The 16,600-nt window shown below is 58.5% G+C and carries 11 protein-coding genes; 7 read left to right on the top strand and 4 right to left on the bottom strand.

From position 1 onward, the window contains the following. Positions 1-48: 48 nt before the first annotated feature. Both NBH12_RS02995 and NBH12_RS02990 read left to right on the top strand, forming a co-directional pair. Positions 49-1,863: a proline--tRNA ligase gene (locus tag NBH12_RS02995; RefSeq protein WP_025299976.1), complete on the top strand. Its 1,815-nt coding sequence runs from the start codon at positions 49-51 to the stop codon at positions 1,861-1,863. 263 nt (positions 1,864-2,126) lie between these two features. After that, complete coding sequence (locus tag NBH12_RS02990; RefSeq protein WP_052787609.1) at positions 2,127-2,801, top strand: single-stranded DNA-binding protein; 675 nt, start codon at positions 2,127-2,129, stop codon at positions 2,799-2,801. Between the two features lie 69 nt (positions 2,802-2,870). Here the strand turns inward: NBH12_RS02990 and NBH12_RS02985 are convergent, their stop codons facing one another. Then, positions 2,871-5,054, bottom strand: a complete 2,184-nt coding sequence (locus NBH12_RS02985) for a M13 family metallopeptidase (protein ID WP_250819163.1) — start codon at positions 5,052-5,054, stop codon at positions 2,871-2,873. A gap of 164 nt (positions 5,055-5,218) precedes the next feature. Between NBH12_RS02985 and NBH12_RS02980 the strand changes: the two genes are divergently transcribed. From NBH12_RS02980 to NBH12_RS02970, 3 genes are all read left to right on the top strand, one after another. After that, a complete protein-coding gene (locus NBH12_RS02980; RefSeq protein WP_052828221.1) occupies positions 5,219-6,103 on the top strand; it encodes an HdeD family acid-resistance protein in 885 nt (294 codons plus the stop codon). 163 nt (positions 6,104-6,266) lie between these two features. Beyond that, complete coding sequence (gene map / locus NBH12_RS02975; RefSeq protein ID WP_003830150.1) at positions 6,267-7,049, top strand: type I methionyl aminopeptidase; 783 nt, start codon at positions 6,267-6,269, stop codon at positions 7,047-7,049. Positions 7,050-7,259: 210 nt separating this feature from the next. Then, positions 7,260-8,552, top strand: a complete 1,293-nt coding sequence (locus NBH12_RS02970; RefSeq protein ID WP_052792058.1) for a citrate synthase — start codon at positions 7,260-7,262, stop codon at positions 8,550-8,552. Between the two features lie 374 nt (positions 8,553-8,926). Here the strand turns inward: NBH12_RS02970 and dapD are convergent, their stop codons facing one another. Next, positions 8,927-9,946, bottom strand: coding sequence for a 2,3,4,5-tetrahydropyridine-2,6-dicarboxylate N-succinyltransferase (gene dapD, locus NBH12_RS02965; RefSeq protein WP_250819162.1), 1,020 nt, complete (start codon positions 9,944-9,946; stop codon positions 8,927-8,929). Positions 9,947-10,122: 176 nt separating this feature from the next. Between dapD and NBH12_RS02960 the strand changes: the two genes are divergently transcribed. Continuing rightward, positions 10,123-14,196, top strand: a complete 4,074-nt coding sequence (locus NBH12_RS02960) for a DEAD/DEAH box helicase (RefSeq protein ID WP_250819161.1) — start codon at positions 10,123-10,125, stop codon at positions 14,194-14,196. Between the two features lie 5 nt (positions 14,197-14,201). Here NBH12_RS02960 and NBH12_RS02955 read toward each other — a convergent pair whose 3' ends face one another. Next, positions 14,202-14,765 (bottom strand): GNAT family N-acetyltransferase, encoded by a 564-nt coding sequence (locus NBH12_RS02955; RefSeq protein WP_154035985.1) that lies wholly within the window; start codon positions 14,763-14,765, stop codon positions 14,202-14,204. Between the two features lie 133 nt (positions 14,766-14,898). Between NBH12_RS02955 and NBH12_RS02950 the strand changes: the two genes are divergently transcribed. After that, positions 14,899-15,372 (top strand): very short patch repair endonuclease, encoded by a 474-nt coding sequence (locus tag NBH12_RS02950; protein WP_250819160.1) that lies wholly within the window; start codon positions 14,899-14,901, stop codon positions 15,370-15,372. A 79-nt stretch (positions 15,373-15,451) separates the two neighbouring features. Here NBH12_RS02950 and NBH12_RS02945 read toward each other — a convergent pair whose 3' ends face one another. Then, positions 15,452-16,507, bottom strand: a complete 1,056-nt coding sequence (locus NBH12_RS02945) for a Gfo/Idh/MocA family protein (RefSeq protein WP_016462497.1) — start codon at positions 16,505-16,507, stop codon at positions 15,452-15,454. Positions 16,508-16,600: the final 93 nt, after the last annotated feature.

The raw sequence follows: 16,600 nt of genomic DNA, 5'->3' as shown, positions 1-16,600 counted from the left end.
TGCGAATAGCAGGCGGGCTTGTCGGTTCACGCGAATATCTTGGAACACATGACTTCCAATACCCTTCGCATGTCAACCATGTTCCTGCGCACCCTGCGCGAGGATCCCGCCGATGCCGATGTCGATTCGGCCAAACTGCTGCAGCGTGCCGGCTACATCCGCAAGGCTGCGCCCGGCATCTGGACCTGGCTGCCGCTGGGTCTCAAGGTGCTCAACAAGATTGAAGCCATCATTCGTGAGGAGATCAACGGCATCGGTGCTCAGGAAGTGCACTTCCCGGCTCTGCTGCCGCGCGAGCCTTACGAGGCCACCCACCGCTGGGAGGAATACGGCGACAACATCTTCCGTCTCAAGGACCGTCACCAGGCCGACTACCTGCTGGCCCCCACCCACGAGGAGATGTTCACCCTTCTGGTCAAGGACATGTACTCCTCTTACAAAGACCTGCCCGTCACCCTGTACCAGATCCAGACCAAGTACCGCGACGAGTTCCGCCCGCGCGCCGGTCTGATTCGCGGCCGCGAATTCATCATGAAGGATGCCTACTCCTTCACCATCGACGAGGAAGGCATGCGCAAGGCCTACTACGACGAGCGCGGTGCCTACGAGCGCATCTTCCAGCGTCTTGACTTGAAGTACGTGCCGGTGTTCGCCATGTCCGGTCCGATGGGCGGCTCTGCTTCCGAGGAGTTCCTTGCCCCGATGCCGATTGGTGAAGACACCTTCGCTCTGGCTCCTTCCGGCAAGGCTTGGAACGTCGAGGCTTTGACCACTCCGGAGCTGCCTGAAGTCGATGCTTCCAACACTCCTGCCGCTTCCAAGGAAGCCACCCCGGATGCCAAGACTATCGACAACATGATCGAGCGTGCCAACGCCGACCACCCGCGTACCGATGGCCGCGAATGGCAGGCTTCCGACATCCTCAAGAACGTGGTGATTACCGTCAAGCACCCTGAGGATGAGGAGCATGACGAGCCGTGGCGCGAAGTGATCGTCGTCGGTGTGCCTGGCGACCGCACTGTGGATATGAAGCGACTGGAAGCCCAGTTCGCCCCCGCTGAGCTTGAAGAGGCCAATGAAGAAGATCTGGAGAACCACCCCGAACTGGTGCCCGGCTACATCGGCCCGATGGTGCTTGGTCCGCAGGCCGAAGCCGCTGGCGTGAAGAACCCGGTGCGTTACTTGGTGGACGCGCACGTGGTCAAGGGCTCCGCTTGGTTCACCGGTGCTGATGAGAACGAGGTTGACTACTACAACTTGGTCTATGGCCGTGATTTCAAGGCCGATGGCGTGGTCGAGGCCGTTGAGGTTCGCCACGGTGATATGAGCCCGGATGGTTCCGGCCCGCTGAGCTTTGAGCGCGGTGTGGAAATCGGTCAGGTCTTCCAGCTGGGGCTCAAGTATTCCAAGGCATTGGACTTGAAGGTGCTCGACCAGAACGGCAAGGCCGTGCCGGTGTGGATGGGCTGCTATGGCATCGGCGTCTCCCGCGTGCTGGCCTGCATCGCCGAAACGCATCACGATGAGGCCGGCTTGGCCTGGCCGTCCGTGATCGCTCCGGCCGCCGTGCATGTGGTGGCCACCGGCAAGGACGAGAAGGCATTCGAAGGTGCCGAGAAACTGGTCGCCGAACTTGAGGCCAAGGGCCTTGAAGTGATTTACGATGACCGTAAGAAGGTCTCTCCGGGCGTCAAGTTCAAGGATGCCGAGCTGATCGGCGTGCCGCTGGTCGCCGTGGTCGGTCGCGATTACGTGAACGATGGCACCATTGAGATCCGCGATCGCAATGGCGAGAACAAGGTCGCCGTGCCCGCTGCTGAAGCTGCCGGTACCTTGGCCGATCGTTTTGCTGCTCTCGGCTGAGGGTGACTGATAGCCCATAATTACAGCGCCATCCTGCTCTTTGCAGGGTGGCGCTTTTGCTTTTTTGCTCCTAATTGTGGATAGTCCAAAATTATCCACAGTACAAAAAATGCAACCCCGTCACGGTATCCACAATTGTCGGTTGCCCTTGTGCTGCTACGGTGCGGCACTTCAAAGTGGAGATACCGTTGGGGTGTGCATTGGTGATGACGCCATAGACAGGCCCCGGCGGTCCACAACAGTGACATGAGAAAGGGCCGATCATGGCGATTCAACAGGCAGCAGTAACTATTACCGGATTTGTGGCGGGCGATCCCGTGCTAGGCGGAACGGACACTTTTCCCGTGCTGACCTTCCGAATGGGCAGCACCCGTAGCAGGTTTAATCAGAGCACACAGCAGTGGGAGGATTTTGCCACCGCCTGGATTACGGTCAAGGCATTTCGCGCGTTGGCAAAAAATACCAAACAATCGGTTCGACGTGGCGATCGCATTGTGGTGGTCGGAGTGCTCAACACGGACCAGTGGACTACCGAGCAGGGCGAGGCCCGTAGCAAAACCGTTGTGGAAGCCACCAATATCGGCCATGATCTCACTTTTGGCACCACTTCTCTTGCCAAGGCGCAGCGCAATGGCACCAATGCCAATGCGGGTACTGATGAGGCATCCCGGCAAAATCTGCAGAATCGGCAGTCCTATGATGCCGGGTCCGGGCCGGGCGCCGACCCCTATGCCAATGCAGCCGGAACGAAGCCAGTGGAATTCGGCATCACCGAGAACGATCAAGGTGATCAATTCAATGCAGCGCGAGACCAAGAACATGCCGACGGTGAAGTTTCGGCGCCGAATGCCGATGCAGGTCAATCACAATCCGCAAGCCAGAAAGCTTTTGCCGGTGGTGCTGCGAATGCTACAGAGGAGGAAACGGACGAGTTCTAGATGCGGCCAAAACGATATCGGCCTGCACCCTTGCGAAGGATTACAGGCCGATATTGATTGGTGGAGGAATTACCAGATACGCACGCGGGCGTCAGGATCCAGCCACATGGCGTCGCCCTCAGTGACGTTGAACGCATCATAGAAGAGATCCACATTGCTGGCGATGCCGTTGGTGCGGAATTCGGCCGGCGAATGCGGGTCGATCTGCAAGTACTGCTCGGCCAGTTCGTCACGGTTCTTGGTACGCCAGATGGAGGCGTAGCTCAGGAAGAAACGCTGCAGACCAGTGAAGCCGTCCATCTCGGGGGCGGTACTGAGCAGCGCCTTGATGGCAGCGGGGGAACCGTCTTCCTCGGCATCCGCCTTACCTGCCGCCTTGCCGAGTGCGAACGCATACGCCTTCAGTGCGATGTTCACGCCACCCAAGTCGCCGATGTTCTCGCCGATGGTCAGCGCGCCGTTGACATGCGGTGCCTTGTCCGGTTCGTCGGCGTATTTCTCGGCCAGCTGCTGCGGCACAAAACCGTTGTACTGGGCGATCAGCGCACCGGTGCGGGCCTCGAAGTTCTTGCGATCCTCATCGGTCCACCAGTTGTTGAGCTTGCCGTCGCCGTCATACTGCGAACCCTGGTCGTCAAAACCGTGGCCGATTTCGTGGCCGATCACCGCGCCGATGCCACCATAGTTGGCTGCATCTTCGGCCTTCGGATCGAAGAACGGAGGTTGCAGAATCGCCGCCGGGAACACGATGACATTCATGCTCGGCTCGTAGTAGGCGTTCACCGTCTGCGGGTTCATCAGCCACTCGTCTTTGTCGGCCGGCTTGCCGACCTTGGCCAGCTGGTAGCCGGTCTCATAGAGGTTTGCGGCCTTGGCGTTCTCGGCTGGCAGCGCGTCTGCGGATGGATTCAATGCCGAGTAGTCGCGCCAATGGTTGGTGTAGCCGATTTTCGGCGTGAATTTGGAGAGCTTCTCCAGTGCCTTGGCCTTGGTGTCTTCGCCCAGCCAATCGGAATTGGTGATGGATGCGCGGTAGGCGTCAATCAGATTGGCGACTAGTTCCTCCATACGGCGCTTCGAGCTTTCGGGGAAGTGACGACGCACGTACTCGCGGCCCACGTCTTCGCCGCAGATGCCGTTGACCAGGCTGACTGCGCGCTTCCAGCGGTCACGCTGCTTCTTGGCACCGGAAAGTACCTTGCCGTAGAAGTCGAAGTTTGTGGTGTCGAAGTCGTGGGACAGCGAGGAAGCGAAGCCTAGGATCATGTGGACACGGGCCCACAGCTTGAGATCGGCCAGATCGGCCTCGGCCCAGAACGCATCAAGACCGATGAGGAAGCTTGGCTCATGCACGATGACGTGTGCGAACACGGACTTGAAGTCAATCGGCTGGGCCTTGGCGGACTCGGTGGCATCATAGGCGGACTGCCAGGCGTCAATCCAGGAATCGAGATCGAAGTTCTTCAGTGTGGCGGCCAGGTCGTTGTAATCGGTGGGGTTATAGGTCTTCACCGAGTCGCGCGTGGCCACATTGTCCCAATGGTTGGCGGCAATCTTAGTTTCCACGGCAAGGAAGTGGCGAGCCATATCAAGGGCGGCCTCACTGGGGGTTGCGGTGGTCGGCTCATTGCCTTCATCCTCGTCCTGCGGCTTTGGCGGTTCGTCATCCACGTTGGGGTTGTCTTCAGCTGCTGGAGCATAGCCGGCATTGACAAGCTGCGTGGCGACCATGTTCACATACGCTTCGCGTACAGGAGCGTAGTGGTCTTCGCGGTAGTAGGCTTCGTCCGGCAGACACAGACCGGCCTGCTCGAGGTGGGCGATGTTGCGGTCCGGGTCGCCGGGGTCGCCGTATACGGCCAGACCGAACAGGTCGGGGCCTCCGGTTGGGTTGATGGTGCCGAGCACGCGCGTGAGGGCGGCCTTGTCGATGGAGGAATCGATAAGGTCAAGTTCATCGCGGATCGGGTCGAGGCCGGCGGCTTCGATGGCATCCGTATTGAGGAACGAGCGATACAAGGCCTGTGATTTGGTTGCCGGGCAGTCATCGTCTTCGAGAATCTCGTGCACCTGGTTTTCGGAATCCTCCGCGAGCTTGTCGAAGGAGCCGTAGCGCGAACGATCGTCGGGCAGGCGGTAGGTGTCGATCCATGGGCCGTTGACGTAGCGGAACAGGTCGTTGGTCGGTTTGATGACGGAGGAGAACGATGCCGGGTCAATGCCCGACGTCAGCGTTTCGGTTTCGTTGGTCATGGCCTCAAGCCTAATCGCGGCGGGGGAGAAGCGTTCCTCGGTCGTCGCAACGTTGCGCCGTAAGTGAAATAGACATATTGCCTAGTTTTGATGATGGTCTGAATTGGATAACCTGTCTAGTGTGGTAGATGGAGCTTGAATGTGACCTGATGAAAGGAGTCATGATGGGCGATCCGAATGACGGCCAGTGGAATGGCCAGCCGAACCAGAATCAGCCGAACCAGCAAGGCTATCCACAATACGGTGCGTACGACAGCAATCATGGCGGCCAATATCCGCCGCAAGGCGCGCAAGGGCAGAATGACCGGCAGGGCGGGGCGAACCAGAACCCGTACGGCCCATATGCCTATAACCCGAATTATGGTCCGAACGGTCAGCCGGCATGGGGTCCGGATGGCCAGCAATATCAAAACAACGGTCAAGCGGATGGCGGCAACCAGTCCGGCTGGCAGCAGACCAATTGGTATGCCGGCGATTTCAACCCGTTCCGTCTTATTGAGGAATGGTTGCCAGAAAAGGCCAAGACCAGGATTCGTGTGATCTACGGCGTAGTTGGCGTTGCTGCCATCGCCCTTGGCGCGGCCCTTTTGCTCGTGCCGAACAAGACCTTGGCTCTGGCGGCTCTGCTGCTTGGTGTCTACTTCGTCATCTCCGGTGTGGTGCGCATCGTGGGTGCTTTGGTGGAGCCGTTCCTGCCGGCCGGTTGGCGTGTGCTGGATGTGTTCGTCGGTATCTTGCTGACTTTCGGCGGCGTGGTGGTTGTCAGAAACTACGGTATGACCGGGCAGACGCTGGCGCTGCTCATCACCATGATGGTCGGCTTCGGCTGGATCATGGAAGGTGTGATGTCGCTGGTGGAATCGTGGCGTATCCCTCATTCGGGATGGGCCATCGCCTATGCGATTATCTCGATTGTTGCCGGCTTTATCGTGCTGATGAGTCCGCTGAGCTCTGCGGTCTTCATGGTGGTGTTTGGAGGGTGCGCCATGGTCGTCATGGGTATCACCGCGGTTATCCGCGCTTTCACTTTCGGCAAGCCCAGAAAGTAGACACCAAGTCATCAAGCCAAAGCGTCCGTGCGGGTTCCATACTTGCCCGGGCGTTTTTTCTTGGCCGCACCCGCTGCCGTCGCTTGGCGGTGCCGGGCGCTGGCAGTTGACCTCGGGCTGGACTAGAGTTGAGAACAAGTCTCAACAAGGTAGAAAGAGCCTCATGATCGAACTGAAAACCCCTCGTGAAATCGAGGAAATGAAGCCTGCTGGTCGTTTTGTCGGCGGCATTCTGAAGGAACTGAAAGAGAACACCAAGGTCGGCACCAACCTGCTCGAAATCGACGAGTTCGTCCACAAGAAGATCGTGGACCGCAAGGGTGCCGAATCCTGCTATGTTGACTACGCTCCCGACTTCGGTACTGGCCCGTTCGCCCACTACATCTGCACCTCCGTCAATGACGCTGTGCTGCACGGCGTGCCATATGACTACAGCCTGAAGGATGGCGACCTCGTCTCCCTCGACCTCGCCATCTCCGTGGACGGCTGGGTGGCCGATTCCGCCGTCAGTTTCGTGGTCGGCAACGATCCCGACCCCGAAGACCTGCGAATCATCAAGTGCACTGAAGAAGCGCTCGCCGCCGCCATCGACGTGGCCAAGCCCGGCAACCGTCTCGGTGATATTTCCAATACCATCGGCGATATCGCGCGCGAATACGGCTATCCGATCAACCTTGAGTTCGGCGGCCACGGCGTGGGTCACATCATGCACGGCGATCCGCATGTGCCGAACGATGGCCGCGCCCACCATGGCTACAAGCTGCGTGAAGGCCTGGTCATCGCCATCGAACCGTGGTTCCTCAAGACCACCGACGAGATCTTCCAGGATCCGAAGGATGGTTGGACCCTGCGCGCCTCCGACGGTTCGCGCGGCGCTCACTCCGAGCACACCATCGCCATCACCGAGAACGGTCCGATCATCTTCACCGATCGCTCCAGCCTCTGATTGACGCAAGCGCTTGAATGTTCGCGGTTTTCCGCGATTTCGAGACGTAACAAGCCGAAGTGCATTTGCTTTGATAGCATGAGCGCACTTCGGCTTTCGTGTATCGACCGGCATTCGTTGGCGGTAACACAAAAGACATACAGTACCGAACACCAATGTTCATAAATGTTGGTGTTCGAACAAGCGGTTCATAAAGAGGAAGGCGCGCGCATGGCGACGGCACAGCTTGATGTCGATTCGAGCAAGTTCAACCTGCCTGTGGTGAAGGCGAGTGCGGGGCCGGATGGCATTGTCGTTTCCAAGCTGCGCAATGACGGCTGGGTGACGCTTGACCCCGGATTCCTGACCACTGCCCAATGCGAGTCGAAGATTACGTATATCGACGGCAAGCATTCGATTTTGCGCTACCGCGGCTACCCGATCGAGCAGCTGTGCGAGAACTCCGATTTTCTTGAGGTCGCCTGGCTACTGCGTCATGGCGAATTGCCAAGCAAGGCCGAGTACGAGCAGTTCTGCGCCGACATCAACCATAAGACCATGGTCGGCGAGGATTTCCGCACGTTCATGGGCTCGTTCCCGCGTGCCGCGCATCCGATGAGTGTGCTTGCCTCCGCAATCAACGCGCTGGCCACGTTCTACCCGGATACGACTGACATCGCCGACACCGATCAGCTTGATGAGTCGGCCAAGATCATCATGGCCAAGGCTCGCACGATCGTATCGTATATTTTCCGCCGTCGCCGTGATGAGCCGATGCTGTACCCGGATTATGCGCGTGGCTATGTGGACGACTTCCTGCGTATGTGCTTTGCCGTGCCGTATGAGCCATTTGAGTCCGACCCGTTGTATGTACATGCGTTGGGTCGCTTACTGATTATCCACGCCGACCATGAGCAAAACTGCTCGACTTCGGTGGTGCGTATTGCTGGCTCGGCTCATGCCAACCTGTATTCGGCGGTGGCCGCCGGTGTCAATGCGCTGTCCGGCCCGCTGCATGGTGGCGCGAACGAGGCCGTGCTACGCCAGCTGAAGGCAATCCGCGACTCCGGCAAATCCGTGCGTGAATTCGTGGCGGATGCCAAGGCCAAGGGTCAGAAGATTTCCGGCCTGGGCCACCGCGTATACAAGTCGTATGATCCGCGCGCCGCGATTGCCAAGAAGTATCTGGAAAAGATCATGGAACGAGAGGATACGCAGAAGCTGCCTTCCGATGAGCGGGCGTTATTTGCCGTGGCCACGGAGCTTGAGGACATTGCGCTGAATGACGAATACTTCGTGTCGCGCAATCTGTATCCCAATGTCGATTTCTATACGGGTCTGATTTACCGGGCAATTGGCTTCGATCCGGCCATGTTCACCACGTTGTTCGCGTTGGGTCGTATTCCTGGCTGGATTGCCCAGTACCGTGAGATGCTGGCCGACCCGAACACCAAGATTGGCCGTCCGCGTCAGGTCTACACTGGTCCGGTCGAGCGCGACTACGTGCCCATGGACGAGCGCTAAATGCTCTGCGTGGTCCGGTGATGCCGGTTTGTTCGATATGTGGGAGCTGATTGCTCGCTACATGATAATTTGCGTAAGAAATATTGATTCACCCGAGGGTCTGCCCCGCTGAGATTGTGTTAGCGAGGCAAACCCTCGAGTTTGTTGTGACTATGCCGCACTGAGAGGGCTTTAGCGGGGTGGTTTGTTGACTTAGTCGCGGTTTTGCTTCGCTGATATCGTCTTATCGGTGCAAAACTCAGGGTTGCTGGTGGTTTTGCCCCGCTGAGAACATGTCAGCGGGGCAAAACCTCGGGTAGTAAGAGAAAACGCCTCACTGGAATACCAAATGAGGCGTTTACATAACCGCTAGGCGCCCAATATGGGCTGACTGCTTAGTTCTTATGCAGCTTTTCGTTGAGCTCGATGCCCACCTTGCGGTAGCGGGCTTCGATACGGCCGTTCACCGAGTTGCGGATGAACAGGATATTGTCCTTGCCGGAGAGGTCCGAACCCTTGACGACCTCCAGCGGTTCGCCGGCCGCGGCCTTGGCCTTATCCCAGATGGTGATCTTGGTGCCGGCGGTGACGTATAGGCCGGCCTCAACCGTGCAATTGTCGCCCAAAGAGATGCCGATGCCGGCGTTGGCGCCGAGCAGGCTGTGCTCGCCGATGGAGTTGCGCAGCTTACCGCCGCCGGAGAGGGTGCCCATAATGGAGGCGCCACCGCCGATGTCGGAGCCGTCGCCCACAACCACACCCTGTGAGACGCGGCCTTCGACCATGGAGACGCCGAGCGTGCCGGCGTTGAAGTTCACGAATCCGGCATGCATCACGGTGGTGCCGGCAGACAGATAGGCACCGAGACGCACGCGGTCGGCATCGCCGATACGCACGCCGGTGGGCACCACGTAGTCAATCATGCGCGGGAACTTATCCACACCGAACACGTTGACAGTGGGGGCAGGAGCTGCGGCCGACAGGCCCGCCTGAGTGGCAAAAGCGAGAGCCGCATCGGTGGCGGCACGTTCCACGTCGGCCTTGCGCAACGTGAAATCCTCCACGGCGAACGGGCCGTAATTGGTCCACACCACATTGGCGAGCTGGGCGAAGATGCCATCGAGATTCAGGGTGTTCGGCTTGGCCATGCGCATGCTCATCAGGTGAAGCTTCAGGTAGGCGTCGGCTGCGTTGACGATTGGCTCATCCAGCTGGCTGACGGCGAACACCGGCACGCGACGGATGCCGCGGGCGTCGGCCTCCGTGTGGGTCAATGTGCCGAAGTTGTGGTTTGGTCGGTCGGACTCGGCGGGTGCCTCGCCGAGAGTCAATTCGGGGTACCAGACGTCCAAGGTGGTGCCGGCAGTATCGACGCTGGCCAGACCCCAGCCCCATGCGGTACGCGCTTCGCTCATAGATATGCTCCTTTATCGCTTGCTGCTGCACATCGTTGAACGATGTGCAGCGTTTTGCTGGTTACCACCTTAGCGTCATGTCTGGTTAGCCGAGAGCTTGGTTCCGCGTAATGGCTCGCGAGATACTCGACTAAGATGGAAATGTTGGCCTGAAACATGTAATCGGGGAGGGGTCCATGAATAACGGATACGGCGTATTCGGGCATGTTCCTGACGATGCCTCCCATGGCGGCGGCGACTCCGATTACGAAGGTGACAATGCGGCTTGGGGCAATGGGCTGAGGCGTCGCAATCCGTGGAAGAGCGCGAATGCGGATGGTGACGAATCCATGTTGCCCGATGACGGCGATTTCGTTGGTGTTGATGATGGCAATGATGATGTGGCATTCGGCTCGGCTGGATCACTCAGTGCGGAGGATGCGGTTGTTCCTTATGGCCAGTCACGTCGGCCGGGTCGTTCCGTGTGGTTCGATGATGAGGATGAGATTAACGGCCTGAATGAGCAAGGTGTCCGGCAGGTGCCTATTGCGGCATTACGCCGTGATGTGGAAACCTCCACCTCGAACGCCGTATTGGCCCGTGCCCGCGTCATCGCGCGCAAAGCGGCCAGTATGCTCATCGACCCCACCTATGACGAGAATCGGCGTACCGGATATGCCGAACTCGGCGCCATGATGCGCGGCACCACCAGTCCCTCCAGCCGGTATCGTGTCAATCTGCAGTTCGACCTTGACACCGGGGAAGTGGCTGGCGGTGATTGCACCTGCCCGGCTTATGGACGCGGGTATGGCATTTGCAAGCATATGGCGGCTCTCGCTTTGATGTTCTGCGATGAGCCACAACGATTCAAGGGATACCATGCCGGTGCCGTGCGGCCTTCGCGCGCGTTGCTTGACTACATGGAACGCGCGGATAAGCAGGATGCGCAGGTCAGGGCTCGTCGACGCAGCGCCGTCATGCAACGGTTTGATGGCGGCGGTACGGCTGGGCGCGGTGTTTCCAGCCACCGCAATCGGACCGGGTATGGTTCCGGAATGGGCGGATATCAGGGTTTGCGTGAAACCGTCTCGGCCGGCCAGGTCAGGCTTACACCCATCCTGAGCTTCATCGATGGTACCTGGAGTGTGGAATTCAAGATTGGCTCAGCCATAAACTCCTCCAGCTATGTGCTGAAATCCATCCCACAATTCGTGCGGGCCATGACCAACGGCGATCATGAGGATTACGGGCAGAAACTGGCGTTCACGCATACGCCGGATATGCTTGATGCGGATTCCCGCCCATTGCTGAGATTCCTGAAATCCGCGCTCGCCATACGTCACGCGGCCGAACAGCAGGATCGGTATTACGGGCGTATTGCCATTGACCGTCACCTGACGCTATCCGAGACGGAAGTGGCTTCGCTATTGGTTTTGCGTGAAAGCGTAGGCGTGCAACTGGTGCTGGACACCTGGTTTTCCAGCCAGCCTTCGCCGGTATCGGTTGGCGGGGAACCAAACCTGACCATGCATATCGTCAGACGCGATTCCCGTATGTTCGGGTCGGAAGCCGGGTATTTGCTGACTGGAACGCCTTCGGTGGAGACCGTCATCAATGGCGACCGTGAATCTTGGCTGTTGCTCGCACCGTCCGAGCCTTTGGCTTACACCTCCGCCATGATGGCAAAGTCGCGGCGCAAAAGTGCCGCAGGATACCGGTTCGTCCGTTGCCCGAAGCAATTCGGTCCGATTGCGGAACTTATCGGTGAGCTGTTTGCGCCAGACGGTGAGGGGCAGGTCATCGCCGGAGACGATTCGGCTCTGTTCGCCCGCACGTTATTGCCGCAACTGGTGAATGTAGACATGCTTGCCGCCGATGATATCCCGCGTGAACTTGCTGAGCTGAGTCCTGCCGAGTGCCATGTTGGGTTCTATCTGGATCGTACGGAAACCGGCGTGGAATGCGAGGCCAAGGCCCGCTATGGGAATGTAATGGTGCCGCTGCTGCCGGCCGGGCCCGCTGCGAGCGCCGACGATGACGGCATGCCGGTCGCGGTGCCTGGCCGTGACCTTGATACCGAACATCTGGCTCTTGACGTGGTAAGTGAGTTCTTCTCCATGCCTGAGGAGCAGCGGCGCAAGTTGGCCGAAACCAGACAGGCGACTGCCGGATTCAGGACCCCGGCATCCCGCGCCAAGGCCCGCGCGCGTGCGTCCGAGGCCGCCGTCATCAACCGTGATGACACCACACAGATTATCCGCTTGTTCGATGAAGGTCTGCCGGCGTTGCATGAGGTGGGAGAGGTGTTCACCACGCCTGCGTTCGACCGGCTCATCGCACCCAAGCCGCCGAGCGTCAAAGTCGGTTTGTCCATCAAGGGCAATCTGGTGGAGATCTCGCCCATTGCCGATGAAGTGCCGCCTGACGAGGTCGGTGCCTTGCTCGTATCCTATCGGCGTCGTCAGCGCTATCACCAGTTGAAGGATGGTACGCTGCTCAAACTTGAGGGCGCAAACCTGAATACGCTTGATACGCTGGCTGCCGATCTTGATTTGGACGAGCAGCAGCTCAATTCCGGGCTGATTGAATTGCCGGGCGGCAGAGCATTTCTGCTGGACGGTGAACTGCCGGATGACGGTTCCGATGTGGTCAAGGATGCATCTTTCACTGAATACATTGACGACCTCAAAATCATCGACCCCCAATCATACGAGGTGCCGGACAGCCTCAAGCCCGTTCTCCGCCCGTATCAGGTCGAGGGCTTCCGGTGGCTGAACACCTTGTGCGACAAAGGATTCGGTGGCATTCTTGCCGACGAAATGGGACTGGGCAAATCCGTACAGCTCATCGCCCTGTTGTTGTCTCGCTATCGGAAGCCGGGTCGTGCGGATGGCACTGCGGATGGTGCGATTGTGGAACCTTCGCTTATTGTCTGCCCGGCATCGTTGGTATACAACTGGGCTGCCGAGTTTGCCAAATTTGCCCCCAGCTGTAATGCCATGGTCGTTGCCGGCACCAAATCCGAGCGTCGCACTGCCATAGGCCGTGCGTTCCGTGCGGATGAGCCCACTGTGCTCATCACCTCATACGATTTGCTGCGCCGGGATGTAGACGACTACACCGCAGATGAGCGGCGTTTCAACGTCATGGCTCTGGATGAGGCTCAATACATCAAAAACCACACCACCAAAATTGCCAAAGCGGTTAAGGCCGTAGCGGCGGACCATCGTTTTGCTTTGACCGGCACGCCGATCGAGAACCGACTTTCCGAATTGTGGAGCATTTTCGATTTCCTCATGCCCGGCTTGCTCGGCACGTACAAGCGCTTCCATGAACGGTATGAACTGCCCATCTCCAACGCGAGAGCCGCGGATTCCAGTACCGAAGAAGGCCGTGCAGCTGCTCAGGTCAATCCCGAGGCGGCACGGGTGTCCCACCAATTGCAGTCGCTGGTGGGCGTGTTCATTAAGCGCAGGCTGAAGTCCCAAGTGCTGACCGACCTACCGGACAAGCTGGAAACCACGCTGACCGTGCAACTTGCCGGCGAACAGCGCAAGCTGTATGCGGCTCACGAGCAGCGCCTGCGCATGCAGCTCGAACACAGCGAGGACGCGGACTTCAACACCTCGAAGATTCGTATCCTCGCCGAGCTGACCAGACTGCGCCAGATCTGCTGCGATCCAAGGTTGCTGTACGCCGATGCCAAAGACCAGTCGGCCAAACTCGCGGCCATCGCCGAGCTGGTGGAGACCTGCGTGAACGAAGGCAAGAAGGCGCTGATCTTCTCCCAGTTCACCAGTTTCCTTGATCTGATCGCCGAACGTTTCGACGCGCAAGGCCTGCGCTACTACACCATCACCGGTTCCACGCCCAAAAGGAAGCGCCTCGAACTCGTCGACCAGTTCAACGCGGACGATACGCCCGCTTTCCTGATTTCATTGAAGGCCGGCAACACTGGTCTGAACCTCACCGGCGCCAGCGTGGTCATCCACGCCGACCCATGGTGGAACGCCGCCGCCCAGGATCAGGCCGCCGATCGAGCCCATCGCATCGGCCAGACCGAAGACGTCAACGTGTACCAGGTGGTGGCCAAGGACACCATTGAAGAACGCATCTTGGAGCTTCAGCACACCAAGAGCGAACTTGCCCGCCAGTTCACCGATGCCTCCCCGCTCGCCGACGAAACCGGCACCGGCACCACTGTCTTTGCCGAAGCCCCTGCCTCTATCGCCACCCTCACCAGGGACGACCTTCTCGATCTGTTGGGATGAGTGGGTTACAGTATCTGCTCCATGCCGATACGGTAGGGGGTCAGTCCCATGCGCTCATAGAAGGTCTGGGCCTTGGGATTGCAGGCCCAAACATTGAGGGTCACGTTGTAGCAGCCGAATTTGCGGGCGGAATCGAGCACGTAATGATACAGCGTGGAGCCCACATGATGACCACGAGAGCGCTCGTCAACGCATAGATCGTCGATGTACAGAGTCTTGATATTGGTCAGAATATTACTGTTGGTGTGTTGCTGGAATACGCAGAATGCGTAGCCGAGCACTTGATCGACGGCGAGGGAGCCGGTGTTGCCGGATTCTTCAGCTGAGTGTGCGGCGCTGACTGATTCGGCATCGCCGGCATTGGCGGTGTCGGCCGGTGCCACTGCCACGAACACAGGGGTTTGATCGTCGGCCAGAATCGTTTTCAGTTCTTCATCCGTGTACTTTTTGGCGCCGCCTTTGAACAGATCCGGTCGGCCGGCGTGATGCACTTCGAGCACTTGCCGCAACAGTTCATCAATCTGGGGAATATCGGCCGCCGTGGCCCTGCGAATCGTCATGTCTGCCATAGGTGAAGTGTAAGTGCGCGGTCTCGACCAGCGTGCGAGGAATGACCGGAATAAGAGATGACGACCGCATGCAATGGGTGATCGTTCGATCGGATATCGTCTCGTACCGATATGACACGGTAGTCTGGAGTGCGTGAGTCGTAAGAAGCAGCCAGCGGAAAAGTATGAACGGGGCACCCGCTCGTACACGATGTCGCATATTCGCGGCAAAGACACCAAAATCGAGGTGCTGGTACGCAGCTATCTGTTCCGCAGGGGCCTGAGATTCCGCAAGAACGACAAGCGCTACCCGGGCCATCCGGACGTGGTACTGCCGAAATACCACACCATCGTGTTCGTCAACGGCTGTTTCTGGCATATGCATGAAGGCTGTTCCAAACATTCGATGCCGAAGTCGAATGTGGAATTCTGGCAGGCGAAACTGTTGCGCAACCACAATCGAGACATCGCCCAGCGCACCGAATTAGAGGCCTCCGGCTGGCGTGTGATCACCGTGTGGGAGTGCGAATTGACAAAAGCCGCACGAGACGGGCGTCTCGCACGGCTATACGAACAGATTGTGTGTCCTTCTGACTTCCCGCTGGAGGGGAGCTGTCGCCGCAGGTGACTGAGGGGAGGTCGACATCGATTGGTCTGCAGGACCACCATCCGACGCTGCGTGCCATCTCCCTCCAGCGGGAGGACGACTACTGCTCAAACGGGAACTTGAGGCCCCAACTGCCACGAATCGCATCCATAAGCTCCATAATGCGAATGGTGTCGGCATGAGGCATCGCTTCGCATTCGGTCTTGTCGTCCAATAGGGCATTGGCCGCGGCGGCAACCTCATACTCGTAGCCGGTCAATTGCGGCGGAACCGAGATGCTGCGCACGGGCTTGTGGTCCTTGCCGTAGATATCGATGGACTCGGGATTGTTGATATTGGTAACTTCCAGATATCCCTCGGTGCCCCACACATATCCGCCGCGATCGGAGGCCACCAGCATCGAGCTGGTGGATACCGCCATCGTGCCGTCGCTGTAATACAGCGTGGTGGAATTCTGTGCGTCCACGCCGGTTTCATACGGCACCATCGAGGTGCTGAAATGATCCAATGTGCGGCCGTGATCAGCACCCACCGCCATATCCAAGAAGTTCAGCGGATACACACCTACATCGAGTAGCGCGCCGCCGGCGCAGGCCGGATCGATCATGCGGGCCTTGCCGGACACTGGATAGCACAGGTTGGCGCTTGCGGATTTCACCTCGCCTATTTCTCCGGAGGCAATGACCTCATTGATGAGTTGACGACTTGGCATGTAACGCGTCCAAATCGCTTCCGTGCACAGCAGTCCTGTTTCCTTGGATACGGCCAAAGCCTCGCGCGCCTGTGCGGTATTCGCGGTGAACGACTTCTCCACGAGCACGTTCTTGCCGGCCTTCATGCACAAAATCGCCTGCTCGGCATGCAGATTATGAGGAGTGGCAATATAGACCAAATCAACATCCGGGTCAGCCACCAGATCCTCATACGAACCATACGCTTTGTCGAGATGCCATTGATTGGCGAATGCCTGTGCACGATCCAGATCACGGGCAGCCACGGCATACGGGTGAATCCATGAGGAATACAGCGGGTCGGTGGCCATTTCGACCAAGGTATTGGCCATGGTGTGAGCTATACGCCCTGCGCCCAGAATAGCAACGTTGATTTTCTCGCCGCTGGCCTCAAATTCGGCGCGTTTGCCGTTGAATCGGCTCATCATTCCTCCTTGAACTTGGGTTGAGGTGGTAACCGGTCTCCCCAGCGATTATAAAGCCACGGAAAAACCTTGTCCCCGAGAGCGGATAGAACC

It is taken from the genome of Bifidobacterium sp. M3-N-101 (assembly GCF_023656805.1).
Taxonomy (GTDB): Bacteria; Actinomycetota; Actinomycetes; order Actinomycetales; family Bifidobacteriaceae; genus Bifidobacterium; species Bifidobacterium breve.
This window is presented reverse-complemented; position numbering and strand designations above follow the sequence as displayed.